The 19173-nt window shown below is 62.7% G+C and carries 14 protein-coding genes; 9 read left to right on the top strand and 5 right to left on the bottom strand.

The genetic code is table 11. From position 1 onward, the window contains the following. Entirely contained in the window at positions 1–216 is a 216-nt protein-coding gene (locus LH20_RS13925) for a helix-turn-helix domain-containing protein (protein WP_053554728.1), read from the bottom strand. A gap of 186 nt (positions 217–402) precedes the next feature. Here LH20_RS13925 and LH20_RS22980 point away from each other — a divergent pair, with 186 nt between their 5' ends. After that, entirely contained in the window at positions 403–645 is a 243-nt protein-coding gene (locus LH20_RS22980) for a DUF2384 domain-containing protein (RefSeq protein ID WP_235526986.1), read from the top strand. Here LH20_RS22980 and LH20_RS13920 read toward each other — a convergent pair. Beyond that, positions 639–899: a hypothetical protein gene (locus LH20_RS13920; RefSeq protein ID WP_235526985.1), complete on the bottom strand. Its 261-nt coding sequence runs from the start codon at positions 897–899 to the stop codon at positions 639–641. The genes LH20_RS22980 and LH20_RS13920 overlap by 7 nt on opposite strands. Before the next feature lie 4 nt (positions 900–903). On the opposite strand from LH20_RS13920, the gene LH20_RS13915 reads away from it, so the two are divergent. Then, positions 904–1341 carry a hypothetical protein gene (locus LH20_RS13915; RefSeq protein WP_144423579.1) on the top strand — a complete coding sequence of 146 codons (438 nt, stop codon included), beginning with the start codon at positions 904–906 and terminating at the stop codon, positions 1339–1341. A 121-nt stretch (positions 1342–1462) separates the two neighbouring features. On the opposite strand, the gene LH20_RS13910 is transcribed toward LH20_RS13915, so the two are convergent. Then, the gene (locus tag LH20_RS13910) at positions 1463–3166 is read right to left on the bottom strand and encodes a DUF885 family protein (protein WP_053554725.1); all 1704 of its coding nucleotides are present in this window, start codon (positions 3164–3166) and stop codon (positions 1463–1465) included. Between the two features lie 460 nt (positions 3167–3626). Between LH20_RS13910 and LH20_RS13905 the strand changes: the two genes are divergently transcribed. From LH20_RS13905 to LH20_RS13875, 7 genes are all read left to right on the top strand, one after another. Continuing rightward, positions 3627–6461, top strand: a complete 2835-nt coding sequence (locus tag LH20_RS13905) for a TonB-dependent receptor domain-containing protein (protein WP_158501144.1) — start codon at positions 3627–3629, stop codon at positions 6459–6461. A gap of 87 nt (positions 6462–6548) precedes the next feature. After that, complete coding sequence (locus LH20_RS13900; RefSeq protein ID WP_053554723.1) at positions 6549–8777, top strand: S9 family peptidase; 2229 nt, start codon at positions 6549–6551, stop codon at positions 8775–8777. A gap of 1 nt (position 8778) precedes the next feature. Continuing rightward, entirely contained in the window at positions 8779–10452 is a 1674-nt protein-coding gene (locus LH20_RS13895) for a DUF885 family protein (RefSeq protein WP_053554722.1), read from the top strand. Positions 10453–10460: 8 nt separating this feature from the next. Continuing rightward, positions 10461–10940, top strand: a complete 480-nt coding sequence (locus tag LH20_RS13890; protein WP_053554721.1) for a DUF3830 family protein — start codon at positions 10461–10463, stop codon at positions 10938–10940. Between the two features lie 12 nt (positions 10941–10952). Next, positions 10953–11852, top strand: a complete 900-nt coding sequence (locus LH20_RS13885) for a bile acid:sodium symporter family protein (protein WP_053554720.1) — start codon at positions 10953–10955, stop codon at positions 11850–11852. A 135-nt stretch (positions 11853–11987) separates the two neighbouring features. Next, positions 11988–13289: an NAD(P)/FAD-dependent oxidoreductase gene (locus LH20_RS13880; protein ID WP_053554719.1), complete on the top strand. Its 1302-nt coding sequence runs from the start codon at positions 11988–11990 to the stop codon at positions 13287–13289. Between the two features lie 585 nt (positions 13290–13874). Continuing rightward, positions 13875–15632 carry a DUF885 domain-containing protein gene (locus LH20_RS13875; RefSeq protein WP_053554718.1) on the top strand — a complete coding sequence of 586 codons (1758 nt, stop codon included), beginning with the start codon at positions 13875–13877 and terminating at the stop codon, positions 15630–15632. On the opposite strand, the gene LH20_RS13870 is transcribed toward LH20_RS13875, so the two are convergent. After that, complete coding sequence (locus LH20_RS13870; RefSeq protein WP_053554717.1) at positions 15615–17048, bottom strand: indolepyruvate oxidoreductase subunit beta family protein; 1434 nt, start codon at positions 17046–17048, stop codon at positions 15615–15617. The two genes, LH20_RS13875 and LH20_RS13870, sit on opposite strands and share 18 nt — an antisense overlap. Next, positions 17048–19171 (bottom strand): indolepyruvate ferredoxin oxidoreductase subunit alpha, encoded by a 2124-nt coding sequence (locus LH20_RS13865; protein ID WP_053554716.1) that lies wholly within the window; start codon positions 19169–19171, stop codon positions 17048–17050. The genes LH20_RS13870 and LH20_RS13865 overlap by 1 nt, the downstream gene beginning before the upstream one ends. Between the last annotated feature and the right edge of the window lie 2 nt (positions 19172–19173).

The raw sequence follows: 19173 nt of genomic DNA, 5'->3' as shown, positions 1-19173 counted from the left end.
TTAGGCCGGCGAAATGCCGGTTGCGGTGAGCCGCAAGCCGACAGCCCTAGCGGCGGCGAGGGCCTTACCGAGTTGCGCAGTGGGCTTTCCTGCTTCCAGATCGACAATGAAGCGTTCGCCGCTGTTGATTGCGAGCGCCAGCTCCCGCTGGGTAAGGCCAAGGGTCTTGCGAGCGGATGCGACGGCTGCGCCGAATTCGATTGCGTTGTCGATCATGTCATTCTTCCCGAACGGGAAGATTGCACACGACAAAGCGCGTTTCAAGAGCCTTCCTTACCGATCGGGAAGAAAGCAATCCGATATACGGCCTTCTCTTTAATTTCTTACCGATCGGTAAGATAGAAGATGGCCTGAGCGGACGTTCTGTCCTATCTGAGCTCCTCGAAGTCAGCGGATATGTCCATGTCGATCGCCAGAGCTCAATATGACGAAGATGAAAAGCTGGCGATGGTGCGAGCGGCCACTGCATTGGTCGCGCGCTGGGGCGTTCCCGACGAAACGGTCGCGCGGCTGGTCAATGGCGAGGGGCGGGCTGCGGTGCTGCTAGGCATTCATCGCGCATTGCAATGCATATTCGCTGATGGCGATAGAGCCACGCGGTGGATAATCGCTCCATGGTTTCGGTTTAAAGGAGGGACTCAATAATTTGGTTCCCACCGCGCGAGGGCGTTTCGGACATTACGATCCTGACCGATCCGCTCGGCTACCGCATGGCGCTCAAAGAACGCGGCGCAGTTCGCATTGGCCGCGAATATGCTGTCCACCCCGTAGCCGTCCGCGGCGGCTGCTTTCATCCCAAGCTGATGGTCTTGGAGGCCGATGACGCGACTCACGCGACCGTGGGGTCCGGCAATCTCACCTTCGGCGGGTGGTCGGCCAATCTCGAATGCCTCGATCATGTGCATGCCAAAACGCGCCATGCGCGAGCGATTGATAGGCGCCCGGGCGCCGACCAAAAGACGCGGCGGCTTCGAGCTCCTTACGCGCGCTGCCGATAATCAGGGCGAGCAGAATGAAGGCGAAGGCGAACTCCGCCAGGCGATGCTCGAACTGGAAGATGAAAAAATCGCAGAGCCTGCACTGCACTGGAAGCGCGTGCAGATGCGCCAGTCCTTCCGGCTGGGACTGGAAGCGCTGTTCGAATGGATCATTGCCGAGATCGGCGGTGGCACGATGACTACCGAAGCTCTCGCCGCGCATATGCTCAAATGCGCGCCGCCCACCTACGGCCAACACTGGCGATGGAGGCGTCAATGCACTAACAATCCGCTCGGACCACTCGGTGGGGGCCGGTCAGTCGGTCGCGGCGAGCCCCAGGTGGATACCTGGAACTCGCCTTGACGAAGGCCCAGAGAATTGCGGCTGCGCCGGCAGTCTCCGCGCCGGCGCTAGCGGCTAAGCTATTGCGCGCAAGGCCGATACCCGGCGATGACGGCGGCACTTCGCGCTGCTCATCGGTTCGCTAGGGTTTGTGACTGATTACTGTGGACAGCGGCTGGTGGCGCCATAGCTTTTTGATTTCGTCGTCGTAGCCGGTGAGGTCATAGCGCAGCAGAGATACCGGCAGGCGGCCGGTGTTCATAAGATAGTCGTGGTAGTCCTTGATCGAGAATTTGTCGCCGAGCTGGCGCTTGCGATCTACGAGCAGCTTTTGAAGCTGCATCGCTCCAATCGTGTAGGTCATGCCGTAACCGGGCGGGCGCCGGATATAGATGCCCGCGTCAACGCGCGCGACATTGTCATCGAGATAGGGGGTCCACTCCTTCCAGAAGTTCATGGTCTCATCGACGGTCATCTCGTTGCGCTGCATCTTGACGTCGCCGATCGTACGGGCAGCGCGGAAGAGTCCGAAGATGTAGATGAGCTCGCGCGTGCGCGGACGGTCGTCGAACAGCCCCAGCTGGAGCGCGCTTTCCTCCAGGTAGAAGCCCCAGCCTTCGGTCCGGCCGCTGTCACTGATATGGCGGCGGATCGGGTGCGAAACCCGCTTGCCGGTCATACCGTCGAACCGGTGGCCGGGGAAAGTCGCGTGAAGATGGTCGGGCGAGGCGTCGCGGAACTGGACCTGTTCCCAGAACATCGGTCCGTTCGGGCGGACAATCCAAGGCGCGTTGAAGCCGACTTCCTGGTAGGTCGCTGGAATATAGTCTGGAATGGTGATGATCTCTTCATCGCTCAACCATTTGCGGATCTTGGCGTCCGTGCCGGCGAGTTGCGCTTCATACTCCTCAGCCGATCCGGGCAGTTCGAGTTCGGGCAGATTGCGGTTGCGGTGGCGCTCGGTCGTGTAATTCGCCCAGTGCCTCGCGAGCTCGCGCTCGGCGAGCGTGACAATCTCGTCAGAGTCATAAGGCATTAGCCGGACGTTGGTCAGGAACCAGTCATAGGCAGCCTTGCCGACACCGGCGGGCGCGGTCATGGCGGGGCGCGCGCTGACCAGCCAGTCGCGGAAGCTGATGATAGCCTGCTCCGCAGCCTCGATATCCGGCACCAACGCGGGCTGCTGCTTCGCGGCGCGTGCGTGCAGGTCGGCGAACCAGCCGATCAAGCCTTCAGGTTCGACGGGGCGGTAGGGCATGCCGTGGCCGACGCCGTCGCCGTGCGACAGGCTGTGGATTGCGAGATCGGCATAGTCGGCGGCAACCGAGTCGAGGTTGATGCGGGCCTGAGCGAGATAGCCCGGGATTGTCCGCAGCCGAGCACGGAAGGATTTAAGGGCCTCCCCCTTGAGCGGCACGTCAGTGTAGGCAAGTCGTTGAAGCTCGTCGACATACATGCCCGGATCGCGTGCCCAGGGCTTGGTGACATTCAGTGTAAAGTCGGCAAGGTCCATTTGTGCGCGGACGGCCAGGTAGTCGACCTGCTTGTGTCGATCCCAGCGCGCGACCGCGAAATCGGCTAGTTTCGCCTGGAAGGCCTTAAGTTCGGCACGGCGCTTTTCGACGGCGGCGGGGCTATAGTTGACTATGCCGTCGATCGCCTTTGGTGTTTTCCACTCATTAAAGGCGGTAAACAGCGTGACCAACTCCTCGTAGCTGCCCTGGCCATCGGGCGGCGTAGCCTGCAGAAGCGAGACCTGCTCCGTCGCGCGGGCCGCCGCGAACGGGGTAAGGCTGGTAGTGCCCGCGATCAGGGCGGTGATCGCCACGACGAATGCCTTGCTCATCGATAAGGTCTCCTATGTTGCCGCCGGCGGCTCGCCGACTCACCGCGCGATTATTAAACCAAAAAACGCGTGATTTTGGTCATGATGTTATAGCGGGCGCCCTTGGTCAAGTGTCGATATTACATCCGACAAGCGGCCGGACGGGGCAGCAGTCGTCCCGATCGCGCGTGAGCGTCTCTTCCGGAAGAGGATGTGTTTCTTGAATCGGCTATGAGAAATAACCATTTCAATACAGTCAGTTATATTTGAAATTTGCCGCTTCATTGCCAATCGAGGCGCAGGGCTCAAAGCGCGGTCACACGTCTGAAATGATACATTTCACATTTTTTCGCGCCATGGAATTGACTGCCTCGCGCCAATATGCTCAAAATCACGCAACTGTTCACGGGAATGGATGGCGGCAAACGTCAGCGATCGTGAGCAGCGCAGGCGGGCGTTCCAGTTTCAGGGAGTGACGATCATGGGTTTGAAGAGGGTAGCAGCTGTTCGGGCGGGATTGAGGGGCGGTTCGGCGCTTTTCCTGTCAATGGCAGTCATGGGGTCGGCAATGGCGCAGGAGGCGCTCGCCGACGACGAGGGGTCGATTGTCGTCACCGGTTCGCGCATCCCGCGGCCTGACCTTGAATCCAACAGCCCTGTCAATGTGATCGGTCAGGACGAAATCAAATATTCCGCAACCCTCGAGACCGAGCAGCTGCTCAACGCGCTGCCCCAGGCGGTGGCGGGGGCCGGCGCACAATCGAACGCGGGTAACGGTTCGGCAACGGTTAATCTTCGAAACCTCGGCACGGTTCGCACGCTGGTGTTGCAGAACGGGCGCCGGGTTGTCGGGGCGTCGCAGGATGGCGTCGTCGACCTCAACATGATTCCACCCTCGCTCGTATCGCGCGTCGAGGTCGTGACCGGCGGCGCGTCGGCCGTATATGGTTCGGACGCCATGGCGGGCGTTGTCAACTTCGTGACCAAGGATGATTTCGAAGGTTTCGAGGTCGGCGGCTCCTATGGCCTCAGCGACAAGGGTGACGCAGAGCGGTACAATCTCGAGTTGACGGTCGGTGGCAATTTCGCTGACGGGCGCGGCAACATCGTGTTTCATGGCAGCTATTACGATCGCGCGATGGTCAAGGGCGCGGCGCGCAAGCACGCGGTCGAGTATTTTGCCGATGCCGTCGTCGATGGGAAGCCGGTTCTGGTGCCGGCGGGCAACGGCGTCACGCCGCAAGGTACGATTTTCAGCCCTCAGCTCGTTGGCCTGACCGATCCATATGGCACTACGATAGGGACCGCCGGCATCTTCTTTGCCGATGAGGGGTGGCGCGCCTACCAGGCCAGTGACGGTTTCAACGATCGTCCCTACACAAACCTCCAGATGCCGATGCAGCGCTGGCAGGGGTCGGTGATCGGTCATTATGACGTGAGCGACGGCGTTACCGCCTTCTGGGAAGGGTCGTACGTCCACAGCAAAATCAACTCGACGCTCGGCGCCGTGCCTATGAGCAGCTCAGGATTTATCCCGGGCTTCCAGCTCGATATTCGCAATCCCTACCTCGATCCGACGCTGCGCGACTTCTTGAGCGTGAACCTGGATGGGGACGCCGACAGCCTCGTGCCGGTCAATATCAACCGGCGCCTGCTCGACGGCGGTTCGCGTACCAGCGACCAGACGCGTGACTTCTATCGCTTTGTCGTCGGCCTGAAAGGTAATCTGACCGATCGGCTGAAGTGGGAAGTCTTCTATAACCAGGGCCAGACCAAAGTTACCGATGTCCAGGGCGGCGGCGTCCTGATCGAAAATTTTGCCAACGGCTTCCTGACCGATCCCAACGACCCTTACAAGTGCGCGGTCGCCGATCCGAATTGCGTGGTTCTCAATCCTTTCGGGCTTAATTCGCTTACCCCCGAGATGATGAGCTATATCTATACGGATCTCACCAACATCACCACGATCCGGCAGAAACAGGTCGGTGCCAGCCTGACGGGTTCGCTCTTCTCGCTTCCCGCAGGGGATCTCGGTATCTCGATCGGTGCCGAGTATCGCAAGGAAAGCTCGTCCTTCGACCCCGACCAGCTCTATGTCCAGGGCAAGGCCCTGTCGCGCTCGGCCGGCCTCAGCCCGACGGCGGGCTCTTTCGATGTCTCTGAAGTCTATGGCGAGCTTTACGTGCCGATCCTTGGAGACATGCCGGGGGTGGAACTGCTGGCCTTCGAGGGGGGACTGCGCTTTTCGGATTATTCGACAGCGGGTGCGGTCTGGTCCTATAAGATGGGCGGCGAATATTCGCCTTTCCGCGGTCTCAAGTTCCGCGGCCTCTATCAGCGTGCGGTGCGCGCGCCGAACGTGGTCGAGCTCTATTCCGGAGCCACCAACACTGCGCCCCAGGCCGTCGACTTCTGTAACGCGGGGCCCGACCGCACGCAGCAGGAGCGCGATTTCTGCGTGAATTCGCTCGGCATCCCTGCATCGGTAATCGACGTGTTCCAGCAGGAAAACCAGCAGATCCGAGCCATCACCGGTGGTAACCCGAACCTGAGGGAGGAAACCTCGGATACCTGGTCGGTCGGAGCGGTTATCCGCCCGGAGTTCGTTCCCAACCTGCAGCTCACGGTTGATTACTACAAGATCAAGATCGACGACGCGATCGGATCGTTCGGTGGAGGTTTGCAGTCGGTCATCACGGCGTGTAACGCCGACATGTCGCTGAACAACATCTTCTGCCAGCCGCTGCAGAACCGGACGCCGGACGGCCAGCTCTATGATGTGCCGCTACTCAATGCCAATATCGCGAAGCTGGAGGCTTCGGGCATCGACTACCGGCTCGATTATCGGCACAGCCTCGGATCATCCGGCAGCCTGAGCTACTATATCGCGGGTACCTATTTGATCGATGCGATCTCGCAGGGCAGTCCGATCGTGAACCCGGTGAACTGTGCCGGCTATATCGGCGGCGGAAGCTGCAGCACCGCCAGCCCCAAATGGCGTTTCACCCAGCGTCTGACGTGGGAAATGGAAAAGCTCCAGCTTTCGCTCCGTCATCGCTTCATCGGCTCCGCGAAGGACGGTCGTATCGCGGGTGCAAAAGCTTCGGGCGCGGCGACTCCCTTGCTCGCCGTGCCCGAGACCGGGGACGTGCATTACTTCGACCTCGGTGCGAACCTCGACGTGCGCGAGAACTTCAGCTTCTTCGCAAATGTCGACAATCTGTTCGATCGCAAACCGCCCTTCTACCTCTATGAACGTGAAACCTACGACGCCATCGGCCGCCGTTTCACGATCGGTTTTCGGGCAAACTTCTGAGTGGAAGTCTGGGGGCCGCGGCGGCAAGGTTCCGTCGCGGCTCAACCAGTCGCGTCCGCGGTCGTGTGAAGCTGGGAATAAACCTCGATGAACAAACTGGGTCTGTTGGGAATGGCCGGCACCGTGCTGGCGCTCGCGCTGTCATCGCCCGCCGCGGTTGCGCAGGATCGGCCCGTGCCGGTTCGGGGCACCGCGAGTTCGGCCGGAACGTCGCTGTCGCTCGACGAGCTCTACCGGTACAAGAGCCTGATCGGTACGACGCCCGAAGGCTATGCCTGGTCGGCCGACGGCAGCACCGTGCTCTTCCTCTGGAACGACGAAGGCTACAGCTTCCGCGACATCTGGTCCTATTCGGTAAAGACCGGAAAAAAGGTTCGCCTGACGCGGCTTGGTGAAGACAGCAAGCCCGAGGCCGAGGCGAAGGGGATCACCCAGGCGGTCGCACTCGACAAGGGGCGCATCGCCTTCACTCTCGGTGGCCAACTTCATATCCGCGAGGCGAACGGAACGATCGCGAAGGTCGAGACCGACAAGCAGGCGATCCGCAAGCTTGCGGTGTCGCCCGACGGGACCCGGCTCGCCTTCATCTCGGGCAACCCGGTTGACCCCCGAAACCGGGTGACGCTGGGCGGGGTGCTTTGGGTGCGTGATATTGGGGCAAAGGCGCCCAACGCTGCGCGCCGGGTTGCAGGTGACGAGGACCCCAAGGTTTATATCGAGGATTTCCAATGGGCCGCGGATGCCAAGGCGATCGCCTTCAAGCAGTCCGACGATCGTGCCACGCCCGAGCGCGATATCTTCTACTATGCCAAGGGTGAACTGCAGAACAACCGCGTGATCCGGCCATTTCCGGGCGACGAGACGACCAGGACGACGATCGGCGTCGTGACGCTGGCGTCGGGCGAAACGCGCTTTTACGAACGCCCCGATGCAAAGCATCACGTGTGGGATTACGGCATTTCGAGCGATGGCAAGCGCCTCTTCGTTAGCGGATCCGACATGGAGGCCAAGGAGCACACAATCTACGTCTATGACGTGGCAAGCGGTGCGCGCGAGACCTTCTACCAGCTCCGCGAACCCAAGCATCTGCGTCCCGACTGGCAAGTCGCGTGGGCGCCGGGTGACGACGGCCTGATCATCCTGACCGATCGGGACGGCTGGCTGCACCTCTATCACCAGCGCGCGGCAGGCGGAACGCCCCGCCAGATTACGAGCGGCAAGTGGGAGGTCGAAAGCTTCACGGTCGATCGCAAGGCTGGCCAGCTCTATTTCACCGCGAACGAGTCCCGCCTTGCTGACCGCCAAATCTACCGTGTACCGGTTGCAGGCGGAAATATTCAGCGGATCAGCGGCGCGGCGGCCGGCACGCACCAGCCTGTCTTTTCACCTGATTTCCGGCACGTCGCTGACTGGTACAGCAACGACACGACCCCGCCCGAACTTTATCTAGTCGATACGACGAAGCCGGGGCGGGCAACGCAGGTGACCAAGTCGCCCCAGCCTGAATTCTATCAGCAGACGTGGGCGGATATCGGATACGCCGAATTCCCGAGCCATGTCGACGGGACAAATCTCCTCGCGCGTATCAGCCTGCCGGCCAATTACGATCCTTCCAAACGTTATCCGGTCATCGTCGGGTCGGTCTATTCAGATGCCGTGCGCAACCAATGGGGCGGGCGGCGCGCACACCCGACGTGGGGGATCGACCAATATTTCGTCGCGCAGGGCTATATTGTGCTCAACGTCAATGTGCGAGGATCGTGGGGGCAGGGCCGCGATCACAACCAGACGCAATATCACAGCTATGGTGAAACCGACATCAACGACCTCGAGAGCGGGGTGCGCTACCTGGTCGCCAAGGGTTACGCCGACCCGAAGCGTATCGGCATCTGGGGGTCGAGCTATGGCGGGCTGATGACGATCATGTCATTGTCGAAGAAGCCGGGCGTCTATGCCGCCGGGATCGCGGGTGCGCCGGCGACGAACGTGTGGCACGCCTACCCGTCGCAGATGTGGATCATGGGGCCGCCCGAGGGCGCCGACATGCCCGCGCGCTACGAGGCGCAGTCGGCGCTCTACCAGGCGAAGGGGATCAGGGATCCCTTGATGATCATCCACGGGACGCGCGATCCTGTGGTGCTCTATTCGGACACGATCGCGCTTGCCGAGCAGATGATCCAGCGCGAGCAGATGTTCGAACTGGTAACGCTGCCGGGCGGTAATCACGCCTGGGCAAGCGACAATCTTCCGCAAGCTCGCTTCGCGTTCAAGAAAATGGTCGATTTCTTGGACCGCCATGTGAAGAACCGGGAATAGAATGCTGCGCCGGGCGATCTCAGTGCTGGTCGGCGGTGCTGCCCTCCTGTCGGCGCCAAATGCGGCCGCGCAAGCCGAAGTTCAGCGGCTCGGCGCCGAATTCTGGGCGTGGCGTGCAGAGACGCAGCCCGCAACGAGCGACGATATTCCGCGCATCGTCCGGCCGCAGCGCTGGACACCCGACTGGTCGCCCGCGGCAGTCGCGGCACAGCAGAAGCGGCTCGCGGCGTTCGAAGTGGAATGGAAGGCGCTGGCGGGCAAGCCGCGAACTGCCGAAGAGAGGGTCGATTACCGTCTTGTGGGGTCAGCGCTGTCGCGCGTGCGCTGGGAGCTCGACCATGTCGCCGCCTGGCGCCGGCAACCGCATTTCTATGTCGCACAGGCGCTGAACCCGATTTTCGAGGTGTTGCTGCCGCCACCGCCGCTTGAACGCGCACGGATCGATGATGTGATCCGGCTGCTCGGCAACGCACCCGCGATCCTCGCGGCGGGCAGGGCCAACCTCACCGACATGCGCGGCCCCTTCGTCGACGCAGCGCTCCATCAAATGGCGGAGGTGCCCGCCAGCCTCGACGGCATGGTCGCAGGAATCGATCCGCACGCGAGCCCCGCGCAGCGGGAACGATTGAAGGCTGCGAGAGACAAGGCAGTCGCAGCGTTTGCCGACTTCGGCACCTTTTTGAAAGGGAAGCGCGCGGGGCTTTCCGAAACCACTGCGGTAGGGCGCGATTCCTACCGCTATTTCCTCAGCAGCGTAGCGCTCTATCCTTATTCGCCGGAAGATCTGCTCGTGATGGGACGGCAGGAATGGGCGCGTTCCGTGTTGTTCGAAGAGCTTGAGCGCAGCCGGAATGCAGGCGTCGCCGACTTGCCGATCGGCAGCTCGATCGATCGGGTGACTGCAAAGCTCAACGCCGATGAGCTCAAGGTGCGCGACTTCCTGCGGGAGAAGAATCTGCTGACCGTCCCCGAGTGGGCGGGGCATTACAAGGCGCAGCCGTTCCCCGCCTATCTCGCACCGATCGCCTGGCTCGGGCGCACCTTCGACCTGACCAGCCAGGCTCGAGTTGGACAGGATGCGACGGTCTACCTTCCAGAACCGTCGCCGAAGCTCGGTTATTTCAACCTCTCGATCGCCCGGGACCCCCGGCCAATCATCGTCCACGAGGGCGTGCCGGGGCATTTCTTCCAGCTCACGCTCGGCTGGAAACATTCGAACCCGCTACGCCGCCATTATTACGACAGCGGAGCGAACGAGGGCACGGGTTTCTACGCCGAAGAAATGATGTTGCAGGCGGGACTGTGGGCCGACGCGCCCAAGACGCGCGAGATCATCTATAATTTCGCGCGGCTGCGCGCGCTGCGCGTCGAAGTGGACGTCAAGCTCGCACTCGGCGAGTTCAGTATCTCCGAGGCGGCCGACTATTTGGAAAAGATGGTGCCGATGGACCGCGCGACGGCAGAGGAGGAGGCGGTCTTCTTCGCGGCATCGCCGGGGCAGGCGATCAGTTACCAGATTGGCAAGATGCAGACCGCGGAATTCCTTGCCGAGGCCCGCGTGCGCGAGGGCGAGACGTTCGATCTCAAGCGCTTTCACGATTATCTCTGGCAGAACGGCAACGTTCCCATCGCGCTCCAAAAAGAGGAGTATCTGGAAATGGTGAGCGGAAAATAGGGGGGGGCATGCGTTACATCAGACTGATCGAGCCGCAATCGGGGCTCTCTGCGCGTTGCCGGCTGCTCGACGACGTGGCGCCCGTATCGACGGCTTTCCTGTGGGATCTCGCCGAACGCCGGGCAGGGTTCGAGGCGATGCATGCGATCTGGACCGGTCCGGAAATATCCGTCCCGATGCCGGCCAGTACGCTACCGGCCGCGATGGCTCAGCCAACGATCCCGGCCGAGAACGCCACGTCCTATCCCGACGCAGGCGACATAGTGCTCGCTTATCTGTCGGCGGGCAGCACGAAGGGGCTTCCGCCGGGCCCCTTCTATGACATCGGCGTCTTCTACGGCGGGGGCGGGCGGCTGCTGATGCCGTTCGGCTGGATCCAGGCCAATGTCTGCGCGCGGATTGTCGACGAGGATCTTGCCAAAGCGCAGGCCGATTGCCGCACGATCCGCCGCAATGGAGCCTGTACCCTGTCGCTCGAGACGGCTTGAGGACGTTCGCGGATGACTTATGACGAACTGATGTCCTTGTTGGGCAACTGGTTGCTGCCCGGGTCGCTGGTCGCGATCATGGTGTCGATGGGGCTGTCGCTGACCGCCGATGATTTCCGCCAGGTGTTTCGCAACAAGCGCGCGCTGATCTTTGGCGTGTGTTCGATGCTGATCGTGCCCCCGCTGATCGGTGTATCGCTCGCGCTGACCGTGGCACCGACCGCGGCGCTCGCGGTCGGCTTTGTCCTGCTTGCGACCACGCCGGGCGGGATGCTCTCGAACCTGTTCACCGACATGGCAAAGGGCGATCTCGCGCTGTCAATGTCGCTGACGCTGATCCTCAGCATGATCTACATCCTCGTCGTTCCCTTTTACGCGCATTTCGCGCTGCTCCATTTCATGGGGCTCGACGCGGACGTCCAGGTTCCGCTCGCGTCGTTCTTCTGGGACATTTTCTCGATCACCGTGCTGCCGGCGACGGTCGGTTTTGCAGTGCGTGCCTGGCGTCCCGATTTCGCGATTGGGTTCAAGCGTTACCTGAAAAATGCCGCGACGATCGTGCTGTTCAGCTCGTTCGGTGTCATCCTCTACGATCAGGTGCCGGTGCTGCGCGAAAATCTGGGCGCGCTCTTCTGGATAACCGTCGCGCTCAACTTCATCATGGTCGCGGTGGTGATGACCATCGTGCGCTTTGCTGGCTTCACCAGGCGCGAGAATGTGGCGATCGGGGTCGAGCATCTGATGCGGCAGGAAGGCACTGCGATCTTCATCGCCGTATCGATCGTCGGCAACAACGAAATGTCGTTGCCGATGATCATGAATACTCCCGTCGCGCTCTGCTTCGTTCTCCTCTTCGTCGCCCTCGCGCGGCGGAAGGGACGGGGGGCGCTGCAAATTCCCGCCACGACTTGAAACACAACAGCCCGGCGACTGACCGGGCGAGCAGGAAAGTTCGCATATGATATTGTCCCGAGTTGAGGGCGCCGCGACGGGGTTACTCCCCCTCGTCGCGATACCCTCCTCTTTCGCCTGGTCGACGGAGCGGTGATGCAGCATCACTCCCTATCCCGCGCCGCGCGCCGTGAAAGCGTGACGGTTCCGTTGTGGACCGCGACTGCGGCACCCGGTCCCCGCCTCGCGCCACTCGCAGGCCAAATCGAAACCGATATCCTGGTGATTGGCGGCGGCATTGCGGGCACCTCGACCGCGCTCCACCTCGCTGAAAAGGGCGCGGACGTCGTCCTCGTCGAAGCCGGACAGCTCGGCGATGGCGCGACCGGGCAGAGCGGGGGGCTGGTTGCACCCGACTATATCCGTCATTCCCCCGAAACGATCGGTGAGGTGATTGGCGAGGAAGCGGGCGACCGCCTCACGCAGATGATAGGCGCCTCAGCGCAGCGCGTATTCGACCTGGTCAGGCGCTATGATATTGACTGCGATGCGCGCCAGGACGGTTTTTACGCGCCTGCACATACCGAGGCCCTGGCGGATACCCAGCGTAGCTATGCTGGGCAGTGGCGTGAGCGTGGCCATGATGTCGATTTCGTAGCGGGCGGTGAGGCGCGGCGGCTGTTCGGAGCCGACCGCTATTGCGGCGCGCTGCGCTTTGGGGACGGCGGCAGCCTGAATCCTCTCGCTTATGTGCGCGGACTTGGCTCCGCCGCCGTGCGCCACGGCGCCCGCCTTTTCGCCAACAGCCCGGTGCGATCGCTCGAGCGCCGGAATGGCGGTTGGGTGTGCCGGACGCCTGGGGGCACGGTGCGCGCTGCCCGCGTCGTGCTCGCGGCCAACGGGAGCAATGCCGCGCTCCATCCGGCGATGCACCGTACGACCCTGCCGCTGCACGTCTTCCAGTTCGCAACAGCGCCGCTCGATGTCGCTCAAAAGGAAGTCATCCTTCCGCAAGGAGGCGCGTTCACGGACAAGGTGCCTTATCTTTTCAGTGCGCGCCTCGACGGCTTCGGACATCTTATCTCAGCCTTTCCGGTGTCCTTCCTCGTGCGCGGGGACAAGGCCTGTTATCGTGAAGCCCGGCGGCGGCTCAAACAGCATTTCGCGGCCATGCCCGATCCCCAGATCGACTATCTGTGGCGCGGGGTGGCGTGGGTGAACACCTCGTTCCTTCCCGAAATTTATGACCTGGGCGAGGGGGCGATCGCAATCCAGGCGTGTAACGGACGCGGCATCTCGACGAACAGCGTCATCGGGGCCGAGGTCGCCGAGATGCTGGTGACGGGAAACCGCGAGGCCCTTTCAGTCCGGCCGCGCGAGCCGTCTCCGGTGCGCTTTCATGCCGCTGCAGCCGTGCTGCCCAAATTGCTGATGTCGATGGCCTATCTCTCGAACTGAAGCGATGGAACATTCGGGGCGCCAGCGGTTCGGGATTGTCGGGAGGGTGTCCAGGCGGCGCAAGAGGGGGGGCGACCGCATTGGGCAATGGCCCCTTGATCCAAGGCGCGCAGATGGGCGCGGCATTTCGCTGCCCCTTTCGAGGTCGGGTTCGGCCGCCCGCCGCGCACGTGACCTGAGCAACGCGCGCGTCATCTGGGCGTCGCGCTGCTGCCCTCGCCGCTGGTGCCAGGTCCATGTGCTAGATAATTCCTCTCATCGGCGACAGGCCTATCACAGCCGAAGCGGCGATTTCGCGTGCGCCGCGGAGCGATGCTTCGCCGAAAGCGATGAGCGCCCGCGAGCCTCCACCTTCGGGACTGATGGCGCGCCGCTGGCCGCCGCGAACCTGGTGCCTGCTCGGCAGCGCGTTGAGCAGGTTGAAGCTATATTATTTTTCCTGGAAGCCTGCGGGGCCGGGATGGCCCGGCAGAAATGCGTCCATTTGCGCCGGTTTGGCCAGATGCCTGGTCGTTCCCACCCGCCCCGTCCGATCGATGTTCGATCCGGAACGGATGCGGCAACCTTCTGCGAAAGGAATTCCCGATGATCAAATTGACCGCGCAGCCAGGACGGTGCTGGCGGCGACTATTTGTGCTGAGCGTCTCGGCGGTCCTCTTGACCGGGGCGAGCGCCCCTGAACTGTCGGACCTGATCGCACAATATGAGCATTTCGCTGCAGATTATCCGATGGAAGCGGGGAGGTCCGACCCGTCGCGCTCACGCGTGGGCTGGCCTGATGAGACCCCGGACGGCATGGGGCGCCGGAAGGCCGAACTGGAGCGGATCGCCGCCGAGCTTGATGCCCTTGATGTCGCGACGCTGACGGGAGAGGAGCGCGTCAATCGCGACTATTTGCGCCAACTGATCGGCTGGCGGGTCGAAGGCATCGATTTCGACGAGCGCCGGTTCGCATTTGTCGCGCATGAAGGCTTTTACAACACGCCTTATGCCTTGGCCCGAGGGCTTGCTATAAGCGATGAGGCTGAAGCCCGCGCGTGGGCGGCTCGGATGCGCGGCATTCCGCGCTACTTCGCTGAGCAGCGCGCCAATCTCGAACGCGGCGTGGCAACGGGCTGGACGCACCCGCAGGTCGTGATCGATGTCGCAGTGGCGGTGCTCCGCAACCAGATCGCGGTCCCTGTCGCGGACGATCCGATGCTCGCGCCGCTCGCCGGCTATCCCGCTGTCCACGCGGAGGCGCAGCAACTTCTCGAGCGCGAGATCCGCCCGGCGCAAAAGGCAGCGCTCGCCTATATCGATGGCCCGTACCGCGCAAAGGCGCGCAAGGAACTCGGCATCGCCGCGGTGCCCGGCGGGCGCGCCTATTATGATTTCCTGCTGCGCTATTATACCACGACCGACCTCAGCGCAGAGCAGGTCCATGCGATGGGGCTTGCTGAGGTGCAGCGGATTCGCGGGGAGATGGACAGGGTCATTGCCTCGACCGGCTTTGAGGGGAACTTTGCCGACTGGCTGCGGTTCCTGCGGACCGACCCGCGCTTCTATGCCACCAGCCGCGAAGGGTTGATCGAGAAATATGCTGCCGCATCGAAGCGGATCGACGGCGTGCTGCCCCGCTATTTCAGCGTGCTCCCGCGTCAGCCCTTCACCATTGTCCCGGTGCCGCGCGAGCTCGAGGAAGGCTATACGACCGCGCGTGGGGGCGGGGGCGGCGACTTCGCCAAGGGATTTGCCGGAACCTTCGTAGTCAACACCTCGCATCTCGACCAGCGGCCCTTGTACGAGGTCCCGGCGCTCAGCCTGCACGAGGCCGCCCCCGGACACCACACGCACGGAGCGCTCAATAATGAAAACGCCGAGTTGCCGTCATTTCGCCGTGCGCGCGATTTGCTTGCATTCCGCGAAGGCTGGGCACTCTATGCCGAACGCTTGGGACATGAAATGGGCGTATATCGCGACGCCTATGAAAAATTCGGTAGTCTCTCAACCGAGATGTGGCGCGCATGCCGGATGGTCGTCGACACGGGGATTCACGTCATGGGCTGGAGTTATGCGCAGGCCCGGCGATGTTTCGAGGAGAACACTGCGCTGGCCGACATCAATATCGACACCGAACTGGCGCGATACATCGGAGCGCCGGGCGGCGCGGTGGCGTACAAGGTGGGGGAGCTCAAGATTGTCGAGCTACGTCGACGCGCTGAGGCAGCGCTCGGCGAACGGTTCGACCTTCGGGCGTTCCACGACCTTATCCTTGCGCAGGGGCAATTACCCATGACGATGCTCGAGGCCAAGGTCGACGCGTGGATAGCGGCGTCCCAGCGATCAGGAGGCGAGGGCTAGCGTCAGCGCATCGCCGCGTTCGTCTGCCAGCGCGGCGTCGCGCAGGCGGGCGATATCGGGGGCGGCGAGGCCGCCAGCGCGGTAGCGCTCTACGATGCGCGTATAATTGCCGAGCCCGCGCTCGAACGTTTCGCCATAGCCCTTGATCAGTCGCTGACACTTTACAAGTTCAAGAGCTGTTGCCGGTTCGGCGGCTCGGACAAGCGCCAGCCAATCCTCGATACGGGCCTGCTCCAGCTTGTAGCGCAGCGTAGCGCGCCGCCAGCGCCGCAGGCCGGCAACCAACGAAAGCGTCAGGAACCAACGCAGGCTGGTCGTCTCGACGTGGCGGCCCCGGCTGAACAGCGGTTTAAGGACACGGGAGAGCGTTCGGCTGGCGAGAAGCCGGCGGCCAAGCGCGGCGGGCATCGTCTCGCAAATTTCTTCGAGGCGTGGGTGCATATATTCGGTGAGCTGGACAATCTGATCGTCCTTCGCTTTCACCTCGGCGCGCACCCGCGCAAATCGGCTGGCGCGAACTTTCAGCGCGGCGACCCGAATCGTATCTTCGTAGGACATCCAGAGCGCGAGGTGCCGCGCGGCCTCGGTAAGGAGTTGCGGATCCCTTTCGAGACTTTCGAGCCGGTCGAGATAGAAGTCAGCATAGGCTGCGTCCTGATAATCGATGAGCCGCTTGACGCCCTCGACCGCAAACTCCTGCGCTTCGGGTGGCAATTTCCCCTGGATACGGGCGAGGAACGCGCGTCCGATCTCGGTGCTGGGCTCGGCGCGGACTGGCGAGGCGTCGTCGGCATCTGCCTTGCCCTGGGCGGCATCGAAGCCAATGGAAAAGCCGCGGAGGTTCGCGTCGATGGCCTTGCCGCCAGCGCGAATCGCCTCTTCGAACGCGGCGCGTGAAAAGGGGAGGGCGCCGCTGCCCGCGAGGGCGCCAAACATGACCGAGCTGATCACGCTGCCTGCTCGCTCGGCGGCGGCATCCATGTCGAAGCCAATGAAGCGACCCGCGCGCTCGTGGGCAGCTGCGATGATCCGCTCACTACTGGCGCGGCCGTCGCCCATCGCGATCTTTTCATCGATGGCGTAGACGCGATGCGTCGAACCGATCAGCACTGTGTCGCGCGATACGAAGCCCCGCAGGATGGCCCGGCCTGCCTCCATCAGTTCGGATGCGACGACGATGTCGACGTCCCCTTGCACCGGCATCAATGCGAGAATGGGCTCCGCCCCGGACCCGCCCGGGAACATCTCGATATAGTAGACCGTCGCGCCGGTGCGCTGAGCGACGCCAGGGACAGACGTCCCCTGCGCCACATAACCGTTTTTCATTCCGAGCTGGACGATCCAGTCTGCAAGGACTCCCCCCCCTTGGCCGCCAAGACCGAGCACGGCGATGGTGATGCGTTCACGCCGGCGCATCAGAAGGCCCTCGCGGCGAGCTTTCGCGCGGATCGCCTCTGGAGCGCGCCGATGACCCAGCCCCGGAGCCGCTGACGCAGGCGGTCGCGTCGGCTGGGGTTGGCGATGATCCGGGCCTTGTAGAAGGATGGACAGAGTATGGCAGCGTGACTGATCTCGCCGCAGACGCCGCAACCGACACAGCTGTTCTCGACATGCGCGACGGGATCTTCTCGCAGCGGGTCGGGGTTTGTGCGGATTGTCAGCGACGGGCAGCCCGACAAGCGGATACAGCTATGATCGCCCGTGCAGGTATCAGGGTCGACGCCGAAGCGCTCGCGCACGACGCGCTTGCCCGCCTTCATCGCCTTGGCGAGTTGGGGTTTTATGCGTCGCTGGCGGTTGAGCTGGCATTCGGACTGCGCGACGAGCACCTTCGGGCCTTTTTCGGGCGTCGTGAGCGCCTCGCGGATCGCATCGCGCATCCCCGCGACGTCATAGGTGCGTGTCCGCGTCTGCGCCCAGGCAATGCCGACACCCCGTACCGCGCGCTCGATCGGATTGTTCGTTTTGCGGTTTGGGGGCGTCGCTCGCGACGAGGGAATGTCCTGGCCGCCCGTTGCGGCTGAATAGCCGTTGTCGACGATGATTGTCAGGTTGTCGTCCTGGTTGAACACGGCGTTGCCGATCCCCGAGGTAAGTCCGTTGTGCCAGAAGCCGCCGTCACCCATGACTGCGACGGCGCGCTTGTCCTTCGGCCTGAAGGCCGACGCGCCCGCGGTCCCGAGGCCATAGCCCATCGTCGTGTTTCCGATATGGAACGGCGGCAGAATGGAGAAAAGATGGCAGCCGATGTCGGCTGACACATGCAATTCACCGATGTCCTTCTGCACCAGCTTCATCGCTGAAAAGATCGGGCGCTCCGGGCAACCGGTGCAAAAGCCGGCCGGACGCTGCGGGACAGCGCTTGGCGGCAGCGCGGGGGGCTGAGCCGCTTCCTCCGCCGGTGCGCGCTCAGGGGCATGCGCATGGAGGAATTTCGCGATGCCGCCCTTGATGACTGCCGTTGTATATTCACCCGCGCGCGGAAGGACTTCCTTGCCGATAATGCGGGTCTTGAGGCCCGCACGGCGGACAAGCGTGTTGAGCTCGTGCTCGATAAATTCGGGCTGGCCTTCCTCGACCACCAGGACCGCGCGTTTGCCCGCGCAAAAGGCATTCACCTCGTCGGGGATCAGAGGGTAGGTGACGTTGAGGACATAGACCGGCATCGCCGCATTGCCGAAGGCGTCCGAAAGGTCGATCATTTCGAGCGCGCGGTTGAGAGAATTGAACAACCCACCCTGGACGATAATACCGATCTCGTCGCTGTCGGGGCCAAAATACTCGTTGAGCCCATTCCCCTTCACGAAGTCGATGCCCGCGGGCCAGCGTTTTTCGATCTTTTCGACCTCGTGCAGGAAATTGGCGGGCGGCAGGACAATGCGGCTGGTATCGCGCCTCGGCGACGCCGCGGCGTCGGCGACGGTCAACGGGGGGCGCCGATTGTTTCGCGCGACGAAGCGGCCGGTTGCGTGGCAGGCGCGTACCCGCAGTTCGAGCATCACCGGCGTGTTCGAGGCCTCCGACAGCTCGAATCCCTTTTCCACCATGTCGACGATCAGGGGCAGGCTTGGCCGCGGGTCGAGCAGCCACATTTGCGACTTCATGGCAAAGGCGTGCGTGCGCTCCTGCATGATCGAGGAACCCTCGCCATAGTCCTCGCCGAGAATGATCAGCGCTCCGCCGGTGACACCTCCCGACGCGACGTTCGAGAGGGCGTCCGAGGCGACATTGGTACCAACGACCGATTTCCACGCGACCGCGCCTCGCAGCGGGTAATTTACCGATGCAGCCAGCATTGCCGCCGCTGTCGCCTCGCTCGACGAGCTTTCAAAGTGCACGCCGAGCCCCGCCATCAGGTCGCTCGCGTCGGCAAACACATCCATCAGGTGGCTGATAGGCGATCCCTGGTAGCCGCCCACATAGGCGACACCGGCTTGGAGAAGAGCCTTGGTGACCGCAAGAATGCCTTCACCCTCGAATATCTCGCCGTCGCCGAGCTTGAGCTGCTCGACTTCCGCCTTGAACGACCGCTCCGCCATGT

This window comes from Sphingopyxis sp. 113P3 (assembly GCF_001278035.1).
GTDB lineage: Bacteria > Pseudomonadota > Alphaproteobacteria > Sphingomonadales > Sphingomonadaceae > Sphingopyxis.
This window is presented reverse-complemented; position numbering and strand designations above follow the sequence as displayed.

Coding starts and splice junctions, on each gene's coding strand:
- LH20_RS13865 (WP_053554716.1), bottom strand. CDS start 19,171: ATGGCGGAGCGGTCGTTCAAGGCGGAAGTCGAGCAGCTCAAGCTCGGC.
- LH20_RS13885 (WP_053554720.1), top strand. CDS start 10,953: ATGACTTATGACGAACTGATGTCCTTGTTGGGCAACTGGTTGCTGCCC.
- LH20_RS13890 (WP_053554721.1), top strand. CDS start 10,461: ATGCGTTACATCAGACTGATCGAGCCGCAATCGGGGCTCTCTGCGCGT.
- LH20_RS13900 (WP_053554723.1), top strand. CDS start 6,549: ATGAACAAACTGGGTCTGTTGGGAATGGCCGGCACCGTGCTGGCGCTC.
- LH20_RS13925 (WP_053554728.1), bottom strand. CDS start 216: ATGATCGACAACGCAATCGAATTCGGCGCAGCCGTCGCATCCGCTCGC.
- LH20_RS13875 (WP_053554718.1), top strand. CDS start 13,875: ATGATCAAATTGACCGCGCAGCCAGGACGGTGCTGGCGGCGACTATTT.
- LH20_RS13905 (WP_158501144.1), top strand. CDS start 3,627: ATGGGTTTGAAGAGGGTAGCAGCTGTTCGGGCGGGATTGAGGGGCGGT.
- LH20_RS13880 (WP_053554719.1), top strand. CDS start 11,988: ATGCAGCATCACTCCCTATCCCGCGCCGCGCGCCGTGAAAGCGTGACG.
- LH20_RS13910 (WP_053554725.1), bottom strand. CDS start 3,166: ATGAGCAAGGCATTCGTCGTGGCGATCACCGCCCTGATCGCGGGCACT.
- LH20_RS13920 (WP_235526985.1), bottom strand. CDS start 899: ATGATCGAGGCATTCGAGATTGGCCGACCACCCGCCGAAGGTGAGATT.
- LH20_RS13895 (WP_053554722.1), top strand. CDS start 8,779: ATGCTGCGCCGGGCGATCTCAGTGCTGGTCGGCGGTGCTGCCCTCCTG.
- LH20_RS22980 (WP_235526986.1), top strand. CDS start 403: ATGTCGATCGCCAGAGCTCAATATGACGAAGATGAAAAGCTGGCGATG.
- LH20_RS13915 (WP_144423579.1), top strand. CDS start 904: ATGCCAAAACGCGCCATGCGCGAGCGATTGATAGGCGCCCGGGCGCCG.
- LH20_RS13870 (WP_053554717.1), bottom strand. CDS start 17,048: ATGCGCCGGCGTGAACGCATCACCATCGCCGTGCTCGGTCTTGGCGGC.